The sequence below is a fragment of the Caballeronia udeis genome, from assembly GCF_001544555.2.
GTDB lineage: Bacteria > Pseudomonadota > Gammaproteobacteria > Burkholderiales > Burkholderiaceae > Caballeronia > Caballeronia udeis.
The window spans coordinates 69,965-77,558 of record NZ_FCOK02000045.1; the positions used below are offsets into that span (position 1 = coordinate 69,965).

Below are 7,594 nucleotides of genomic sequence, written 5' to 3' on the forward strand. Positions count from 1 at the left end.
TCAAATTCAACGCGTTATCAACGGCTTGCCACCCCTTTGAGCGCGCGGGCCGGCACGCATTTTTCCTGGGCGGCGCGCAGCTCAGGCCCGTCTCGACGCACGCACCACGCCCTGCACCTCGCTCAGTAGCGAGCACGCACGCTGAATTTGCGCGGCGCTCGATACCTCGACCGTAAATTGCATGTACGCGACATTGCGCCGGCTCTGCGTCTTCACGCCGGTCACGTTCATTTTCTCGCGCGCAAAGACTTCGGAGATGTCGCGCAGCAAGCCCTGCCGATCGTTCGATTCCACGGCAAGATCGACCGGGTACACCGACGATCCGCGTCCACTCATTACGTCGGCGGACCACGCTGTCTCAAGCACACGTTCGGGTGAACGTTCAGCCATCCGCTGGAAGGTCGCGCAGTCGCTGCGGTGAATCGACATGCCCTTGCCGCGCGTTACGAAGCCCGAGATGCGGTCGGGCGGAGCCGGACGGCAACACCGTGCCAGTTGCGTCAGCAACGCGTCCACACCGACAACCAGCACGCCGGTAGACGCGCCTTGCGCCACGCTTTGCCCGCTGCTGCGTTTCTCGAACTGCGCCGGCGCTTCGGGCTCCGGTTCCGGCGGCGGTGTGTCGTGCAGCGCCTGCTCGATGTTACGCAGGCTGAACTCTTCCTTGGCGACAACCGCGTACAGATCTTCAGGCGTCTTGAAGCCCAGCTTCGACGCCAGCTGATCAAGATTGACGGACGTCTTGCCTTCACGCTGCAGCGTCTTTTCAACCAGCGCGCGCCCGTTCGCGATGTTTTCTTCGGAGTCGACCGCGTTGAACCACGCACGCACCTTCTGCCGGGCTCGCGGGCTGTGCAAATAGCCGAGCAACGGATTGAGCCAATCGCGCGACGGACCGCCCTCCTTCACCGCGACGATCTCGACCGTCTGCCCGTTCTGCAGCGGCGTGTTGAGCGGCACCATGGCCCCGTCGACGCGAGCGCCACGGCAGCGATGCCCAAGCTCGCTGTGCAGGTGATAAGCGAAGTCAACCGCGGTTGAGCCTTGCGGCATCGCGATCACACGTGCCTGCGGCGTGAGCACGTAGATATGGTCGTCGTCGAGCGTAGCCTCGCGCAAATGCTGCCAGGGTTGCGTACCCGGCTGGTCGCCCTCGGAAACGTCCTCTTTCCACGCCAGCAACTGACGCAACCACGCAATTTTCTCGTCGTACTTGTCAGCGGCCGTGACCTGCCCGGCGTATGCGCGCGTACCGGCTTCCTTGTAGCGCCAGTGGGCGGCTACACCGTATTCGGCGAATCCGTGCATTTCCTGCGTGCGGATCTGGACTTCGAACGCTCGGCCGTCATCACCGACCACCACGGTATGCAATGACCTGTACCCGTTCGGTTTAGGCCGTGAAATGTAGTCGTCGAACTCTCGCGGCACCGGCTGCCACAAGTTATGGACGATACCCAGCACGGTGTAGCAGTCCTTGATGTCGTCGACAATCACACGAAACGCACGCACGTCGTTCAGCTCGGAAAAATCCAGCTCCTTGCCGCGCATCTTTTTCCAGATGCTGTAGATGTGCTTTGGCCGGCCACTCACTTCCGCCCGGATATTCGCGGTGGCCAGTTCCGTCTGTAAACGCGCGATAGCCTGGGTGACATACGCTTCCCGCTCGACGCGTTTTTCGTCGAGCAACTTTGCGATGCGCTTGTAGGTGGGTGGTTCCTCGAAGCGAAACGCGAGGTCTTCCAGCTCCCACTTCAATTGCCAGATGCCTAACCGGTTCGCGAGCGGCGCATAGATCTCGAGTGTTTCGCGCGGGACGTCTGGCGACGGGTCGAGCTTGTTCGCCGCGTAGTAGCGCAGTGACTGCAGCCGCGAAGCGAGCCGGATCAGCACCACCCGGATATCCTGCGCGAACGCGAGCAGCATCTTGCGCAGCGCTTCGACCTGGGCACGGCGCGCCGCCTGGGCGTCGCGGCCCGTTTCCGGCAACGTTGCCTGCGCGGCCCGCGAGCTGACCGAACCGAGCCGCCACAGCTTGCGGACATCGGCGACGAGGCTCTGCACTTCCGCGCCGAAACGCTCGCTGATCACACGCTCGGGATCGTCGATATGCGGCGCGATCGCAAACAGCGCCGCCGCCGCGATAGCCGCCGGATCGACGTTCAAGGTTTGCATGATCCGCGCCGTGCCGGCCGCGTGCTCAACCAGCAATTCGCCACTGGTCAACCGTGCGTCCCCCGCATGTTCACGCACGAACGCGAGCGCGTCTTCGAAGGACGGCTCGGGTATCAGTGCGGGGGAGACGGCGGTATCAGGCATGCGGATCAATCAGGCGCGTAAATGTCCCGGGTTTAGCTACGCACGGCAGCCACGACGACCACTTCCACGAGGCATGCCGGATTGGCAAGCTTCGATTCAACGGTAGCGCGCGGGGGCGCATTGCCTTCCGGCACCCACATGTCCCACGCCGCGTTCATGGCGGCGAAATGGGCCAGGTCGGAGAGATAGATCTGCACCGACAAAAGCTGTGTCTTGTCGCTGCCGGCTTCCGCCAGCAAACGGTCGATATGGCCGAGCACTTCGCGGGTCTGGCCCGTGATGTCCTGGTCAGTGTCTTCGGCAATCTGCCCGGCAAGATAAATGGTGCCGTTGTGGATCGCGATTTCGGAAAGACGCGCGCCGACATGGTGACGAATGACTGCCATGAATGTTCCTGAGTGTGAGTTGTCAAAAAAAAACGCAAGAAGCCCGATATTATGCCTCGGCCGTTTCAGTGCTGAGGAAGAACCGGTACGCGATCTCGATCTGATCGGGTGCCAGGAACGCGGGCGCGTGACCCACGCCCGCGACCTCCTTGCTCGTCACGGCCTGCCCGCTCGCGACCATTTTTTCGACTGTCTCGCGAGAGAGCAAATCCGAATGTTCACCTCGAACGACCAGCACCGGATGCTGGATCGACGCCAGCGAATGCCACAGGACCGCCTCACCGAGCGAGACCGCATCCGCGTCCGCCGCGACGAACGGGACCGCGATCTTCGGATCGTACCGATACCCCCAGCGGCCTTCGCGCTCCTGCATCAGCGGCGTGTTGATCGCACGCCATTCCTCGGCGGTCAACGGCCCGAACGACGCGGCGAGCTGCGCCGCGTTGTCTATGCCTTCCTGCAGCGTGGCGAAAGTCTCACCACAGCCAAGATAGGCGCCAATGCGCTCGAGCGCCACCGGTTCAATGTGCGGTCCAACGTCGTTGAGCAGCATTTTCCGGATGGGCGCATTCGGCATTCCGGCCAGGCCGAGGCCAATCAGCCCGCCCATGGACGTGCCGAACCAATCCACCGTTTCCACGTTCAGCCGTGCAATGAGCGCGACCATGTCCGATACATACTGCGGCACCCCGTAATACTTCGGATCGGCCAGCCAGTCCGATAGACCTCGCCCGACCACGTCCGGACACACCACGCGATACTCGCGAGCAAACGCCTTCGCGACCTCGTCGAAATCCCGGCCCGAGCGTGTCAGCCCGTGCACGCACACAAGCACACGCGGGTTCGCCGGATCGCCCCATTCGGTATAAGCCATGCGATGCAGGCCCGACGGGCTGACGCACTGCACATGACGTTGCCGGGGGGTGGGAACAAACGAAGACGCAGCTTCGACGACAGACGCGGACATAAGATTTCCTCGGTTCGATGGCGCTGCGGCATACAAGCAACTCAACTGAAATTGATTGTAAACGCTTTGCCAGCTGCGCTTCGGCGTGACGCCGCAGCGTTAGCCAAACGGCCTGGACAAATCGATGATATGCCGTTCCCGAACACGAAACACAAGACCCGTCACCATCCGTCAGGGCTCTCGCAAACGCCCCCATTCAAAATAAAAAAACCGTTCCGACTTACATCGGAACGGTCCATTTCGGCCGGAAAAACAACCCCTGCGGAAAAACCTTACTTGACGCTGCTTACGTCCAGCGGCGCGCCGGTTTTCTGCTGGATCTCTTCCACGCTGACGCCCGGCGCCAGTTCGACGAGTTTCAGTCCGGCATCAGTGACATCGATCACGCCAAGATCCGTAATGATCCGGTCGACCACGCCCACGCCCGTCAGCGGCAACGTGCACGCTTCGAGAATCTTGTGCTGGTCGCCCTTCGCAACGTGCTCCATCAACACGATCACGCGCTTCACGCCCGCGACCAGGTCCATCGCGCCGCCCATGCCCTTGATCATCTTGCCGGGGATCATCCAGTTGGCCAGGTCACCCGTCTTGCTGATCTGCATGGCGCCGAGGATGGCCAGGTTCACGTGACCACCGCGAATCATCGCAAACGAATCCGCCGATGAAAAAATAGAAGATCCCGGCAGCGTGGTCACCGTCTGCTTGCCGGCGTTGATCAGGTCGGCATCGACTTCTTCTTCCGTCGGCGAGGGCCCGATGCCGAGCAAGCCATTCTCCGATTGCAGCCACACTTCCATGCCTTCCGGCACGAAGTTCGCCACCAGCGTGGGCAAGCCAATGCCCAAATTCACGTAAAAACCGTCCTGCAATTCCTTGCCCGCCCGTGCGGCCATCTGGTTCCGGTCCCATGCCATGATCAGTCTCCTTTCGCGCGCACGACGCGTTGTTCAATGCGTTTTTCCGGATGTGCGTTCAGCACGATGCGCTGCACGAAGATGCCCGGCGTGTGGATGGCGTCCGGATCGAGTGCGCCCGTTTCCACGATTTCCTCCACCTCGACCACCGTGATCTTGCCGGCCATTGCGCACATCGGGTTGAAGTTGCGGGCCGTGCGGCGATAAATCAGATTGCCCGATTTATCGGCTTTCCACGCTTTCACGAGCGCGACATCAGCGGTCAGCGAATGTTCGAGAACGTAGTGGTTGTCGCCGAATTGACGCGTTTCCTTGCCGTCCGCGATCGCCGTGCCGTAACCCGTGTTGGTGAAGAACGCCGGAATGCCCGAGCCGCCCGCACGCAGCTTTTCGGCCAGCGTGCCTTGCGGCGTGAATTCGAGCTCGAGTTCGCCGGCCAGATACTGGCGCTCGAACTCCTTGTTCTCGCCGACATACGACGAGATCATTTTCTTGACCTGACGGGTTTCGAGCAGCAGCCCGAGGCCGAAACCGTCGACACCCGCGTTGTTGCTGATACACGTGATGCCCTGCACGCCCGTGTCGCGCAACGCCGCGATCAGCGCCTCGGGAATGCCGCACAGACCGAAACCGCCGACGGCAAACGTCTGGCCGTCCTTCACGATGCCATCGAGCGCCTCTTTCGCGCTGGGATAGACCTTGTTCATCTGTTTGTCCCTTCCTGATCTGGATGAAATCCGTTTATTTGAGCCGTCCACGCGGTCGGTTGCATGGCGCGAGACGACTTTCCGACGTGGCAAAAGAGTACGACGCCGGATCGATCCGGCACAATACGCAAAAATACATAAGTAATTGCCGTACTGCACGGCAATGACATAGTTAAACGCGGGTTAAACCCGACACGTGCGAGCCAAATGCGTCAACTGGATTACCAAACAGCGTTTCATCTTGCGCCAGTCGGGCTGGTGTTGTCACGGGATCGGATCATCGAAGACTGCAACGCGCAGCTCTGCGCGATTTTCGGCGTCGCGCCGGAGGCCTTGCTGGGCCAGTCGTTCCAGGTGCTGTATCCGTCGCCGGTGGAGTTCGAGCGGATCGGCGCGCGCATCGCCGCGCTGATGCAGCGCCAGGGCAGCTACGCCGACGACCGCATCATGAAACGTGCCAACGGGGAATTGTTCTGGTGCCATGTGACCGGCCGCTCGCTCGACCTGAGCGCGCCGCACGCCGCCGGTGTTTGGACCTTCGAGGACTTGAGCGCGACGCGGCGGGTTGCCATCGAACTGACGCCGCGCGAACGGGAAATTGCCGCGCAGCTCGTCACGGGCAAGACCAGCAAGCAGATTGGCCGCGCGCTGGATATCAGCCCGCGGACCGTGGATATCTACCGTTCAAAACTCATGCGCAAATACGACACGGGCAACGCGACCGAGTTGTTGCAGCGGCTGCTGGGCGACTAGCCGGGCGTTTTGGTCCCCACTCCCGCTGTTTCGATGGCATGGCGCAACAGGTCAGGAATCTGCACCGATTTCGCCGCCCCATAGTCGATCCACACGCATTTCGCCGTGCCCCTGGCGTAGAGCGTAGCGGGATCGTCGGCACGGAACAGCTCGAAGCGCGTGTCGAAACTGCTGCGGCCCGGCGGCCCCACGAACATGCTGCCGATTACATCGCCGGGATAATGGAGCTGCCTCAGGAATTCCATCGACGCGTTCACGATCACCGGTCCCTGCCCTTCAACGTTGGCGCCGGCAATGGCCAGTTGCCGGAACCACGAGATCCGCACTTCCTCCATGAAACGGAAGTAGACCGTGTTGTTCACGTGGCCAAATGCGTCCATGTCGCCCCACCGCAGCGGCATGGATAGATCAATTACGCGATGAAAACCGCCCGGCGCCGGCGCTGTCAGGCTCGCCTGGTCGAGAACCTGGCTCATAGGCCAAACCCGTCGTCGGCGGCGATCACCGAGCCGTTGATGAACTGCGATTCATCGGCGGCAAGCAGCAACAACAGGCCATCCAGGTCTTCAGGCGTGCCCACCCGTCGACGCGGCAGCATGGCGAGCAGTTTCTGGCCAGCCTCGCTCTTCCAGTGATGGTGATTGAGTTCGGTGTCGATATAACCCGGGCAGATCGCGTTGACGTTGATGCCGTGACGGCCCCATTCCTGCGCCATTGCCTTCGTCATATGAATGACGGCGGCCTTGCTCATGGAATAAATACCGATCTGCGGCAAGGTCTTGAGCCCCGCCATGGACGCGATATTGATGATCCGGTAGCCCGGTTTGACCGTGCCGTTGCCGCGCATGATCATCCGTTTGGCGACTTCCTGGGCGACAAAAAACGCGCCGCGCGTGTTGGTATCGAAAACAAAGTCGAAGTCCGACGGCGTCACGTCCGTGAGCTTTTGCTGGGTCGACACGCCCGAATTGTTCACAAGAATGTCGATCGTCCCGGCCTCCGTCTCCGCGTGCGCGACGGCCGACTTGATGCTTTGGTAATCAGTAACGTCAAGCGACACGACGTGCGCCGCGCCGCCGGACGCCTCGATTTCGGCGCGCAGTTCCTTCAGGCGCTCGGTGCGCCGGCTTGCCAGCACGACCCGCGCGCCCGCCTGCGACAGCACTTGCGCAAAGCGCTTGCCAAGTCCGCTGGAGGCGCCGGTGATCAGCGCACATTTGCCTTCCAGGTTGATCGAACGGCCCATTGTTTTTCCTTGGTTGAAAGCGATTGGGGTGTCCGGGTCGAACCGTCTTGATCCCGTTCGCCCCAAATCAGCATCGAATCGACACAGCCGATATGCTATCCTGAAATAATACGGTCGTGCTAATTTCGGGAACGTCGGTTGCACCCTGAGAAAGGTTCCCTGACAATACGCGATCCCCAAAAAAAGCATTCTAACGTTAGACAGGAGCATTGGATGACCCCGGAGAGTCTCATCGAGCAGTACGGTCCCCGTGAATCCATGGAGTACGACGTCGTGATCGTGGGCGGCGGTCCTGCGGGGTTATC

At 61.2% G+C, this 7,594-nt stretch carries 8 protein-coding genes; 1 reads left to right on the forward strand and 7 read right to left on the reverse strand.

The window, feature by feature from the left end:
* Positions 1-81: 81 nt before the first annotated feature.
* From AWB69_RS27460 to AWB69_RS27480, 5 genes are all read right to left on the reverse strand, one after another.
* A complete protein-coding gene (locus tag AWB69_RS27460; protein WP_062089977.1) occupies positions 82-2,316 on the reverse strand; it encodes a RelA/SpoT family protein in 2,235 nt (744 codons plus the stop codon).
* Between the two features lie 32 nt (positions 2,317-2,348).
* Positions 2,349-2,702, reverse strand: coding sequence for a RidA family protein (locus AWB69_RS27465; RefSeq protein ID WP_062089978.1), 354 nt, complete (start codon positions 2,700-2,702; stop codon positions 2,349-2,351).
* 49 nt (positions 2,703-2,751) lie between these two features.
* Complete coding sequence (locus AWB69_RS27470; RefSeq protein WP_062089979.1) at positions 2,752-3,669, reverse strand: alpha/beta fold hydrolase; 918 nt, start codon at positions 3,667-3,669, stop codon at positions 2,752-2,754.
* 272 nt (positions 3,670-3,941) lie between these two features.
* Entirely contained in the window at positions 3,942-4,583 is a 642-nt protein-coding gene (locus AWB69_RS27475) for a CoA transferase subunit B (protein WP_062089980.1), read from the reverse strand.
* Positions 4,584-4,585: 2 nt separating this feature from the next.
* Positions 4,586-5,290: a CoA transferase subunit A gene (locus tag AWB69_RS27480; RefSeq protein WP_062089981.1), complete on the reverse strand. Its 705-nt coding sequence runs from the start codon at positions 5,288-5,290 to the stop codon at positions 4,586-4,588.
* A gap of 207 nt (positions 5,291-5,497) precedes the next feature.
* Between AWB69_RS27480 and AWB69_RS27485 the strand changes: the two genes are divergently transcribed.
* On the forward strand, positions 5,498-6,043 hold the full coding sequence (locus tag AWB69_RS27485) for a LuxR C-terminal-related transcriptional regulator (protein ID WP_062089982.1): 546 nt from the start codon (positions 5,498-5,500) through the stop codon (positions 6,041-6,043).
* Here AWB69_RS27485 and AWB69_RS27490 read toward each other — a convergent pair.
* Together AWB69_RS27490 and AWB69_RS27495 are read right to left on the reverse strand one after the other, a co-directional pair.
* Positions 6,040-6,519 (reverse strand): acyl-CoA thioesterase, encoded by a 480-nt coding sequence (locus tag AWB69_RS27490; protein WP_062089983.1) that lies wholly within the window; start codon positions 6,517-6,519, stop codon positions 6,040-6,042. The genes AWB69_RS27485 and AWB69_RS27490 overlap by 4 nt on opposite strands.
* Positions 6,516-7,289 carry an SDR family oxidoreductase gene (locus AWB69_RS27495; RefSeq protein WP_062089984.1) on the reverse strand — a complete coding sequence of 258 codons (774 nt, stop codon included), beginning with the start codon at positions 7,287-7,289 and terminating at the stop codon, positions 6,516-6,518. Before AWB69_RS27495 ends, AWB69_RS27490 begins: the two co-directional genes overlap by 4 nt.
* Between the last annotated feature and the right edge of the window lie 305 nt (positions 7,290-7,594).

Coding starts and splice junctions, on each gene's coding strand:
- AWB69_RS27475 (WP_062089980.1), bottom strand. CDS start 4,583: ATGGCATGGGACCGGAACCAGATGGCCGCACGGGCGGGCAAGGAATTG.
- AWB69_RS27485 (WP_062089982.1), top strand. CDS start 5,498: ATGCGTCAACTGGATTACCAAACAGCGTTTCATCTTGCGCCAGTCGGG.
- AWB69_RS27460 (WP_062089977.1), bottom strand. CDS start 2,316: ATGCCTGATACCGCCGTCTCCCCCGCACTGATACCCGAGCCGTCCTTC.
- AWB69_RS27480 (WP_062089981.1), bottom strand. CDS start 5,290: ATGAACAAGGTCTATCCCAGCGCGAAAGAGGCGCTCGATGGCATCGTG.
- AWB69_RS27495 (WP_062089984.1), bottom strand. CDS start 7,289: ATGGGCCGTTCGATCAACCTGGAAGGCAAATGTGCGCTGATCACCGGC.
- AWB69_RS27465 (WP_062089978.1), bottom strand. CDS start 2,702: ATGGCAGTCATTCGTCACCATGTCGGCGCGCGTCTTTCCGAAATCGCG.
- AWB69_RS27490 (WP_062089983.1), bottom strand. CDS start 6,519: ATGAGCCAGGTTCTCGACCAGGCGAGCCTGACAGCGCCGGCGCCGGGC.
- AWB69_RS27470 (WP_062089979.1), bottom strand. CDS start 3,669: ATGTCCGCGTCTGTCGTCGAAGCTGCGTCTTCGTTTGTTCCCACCCCC.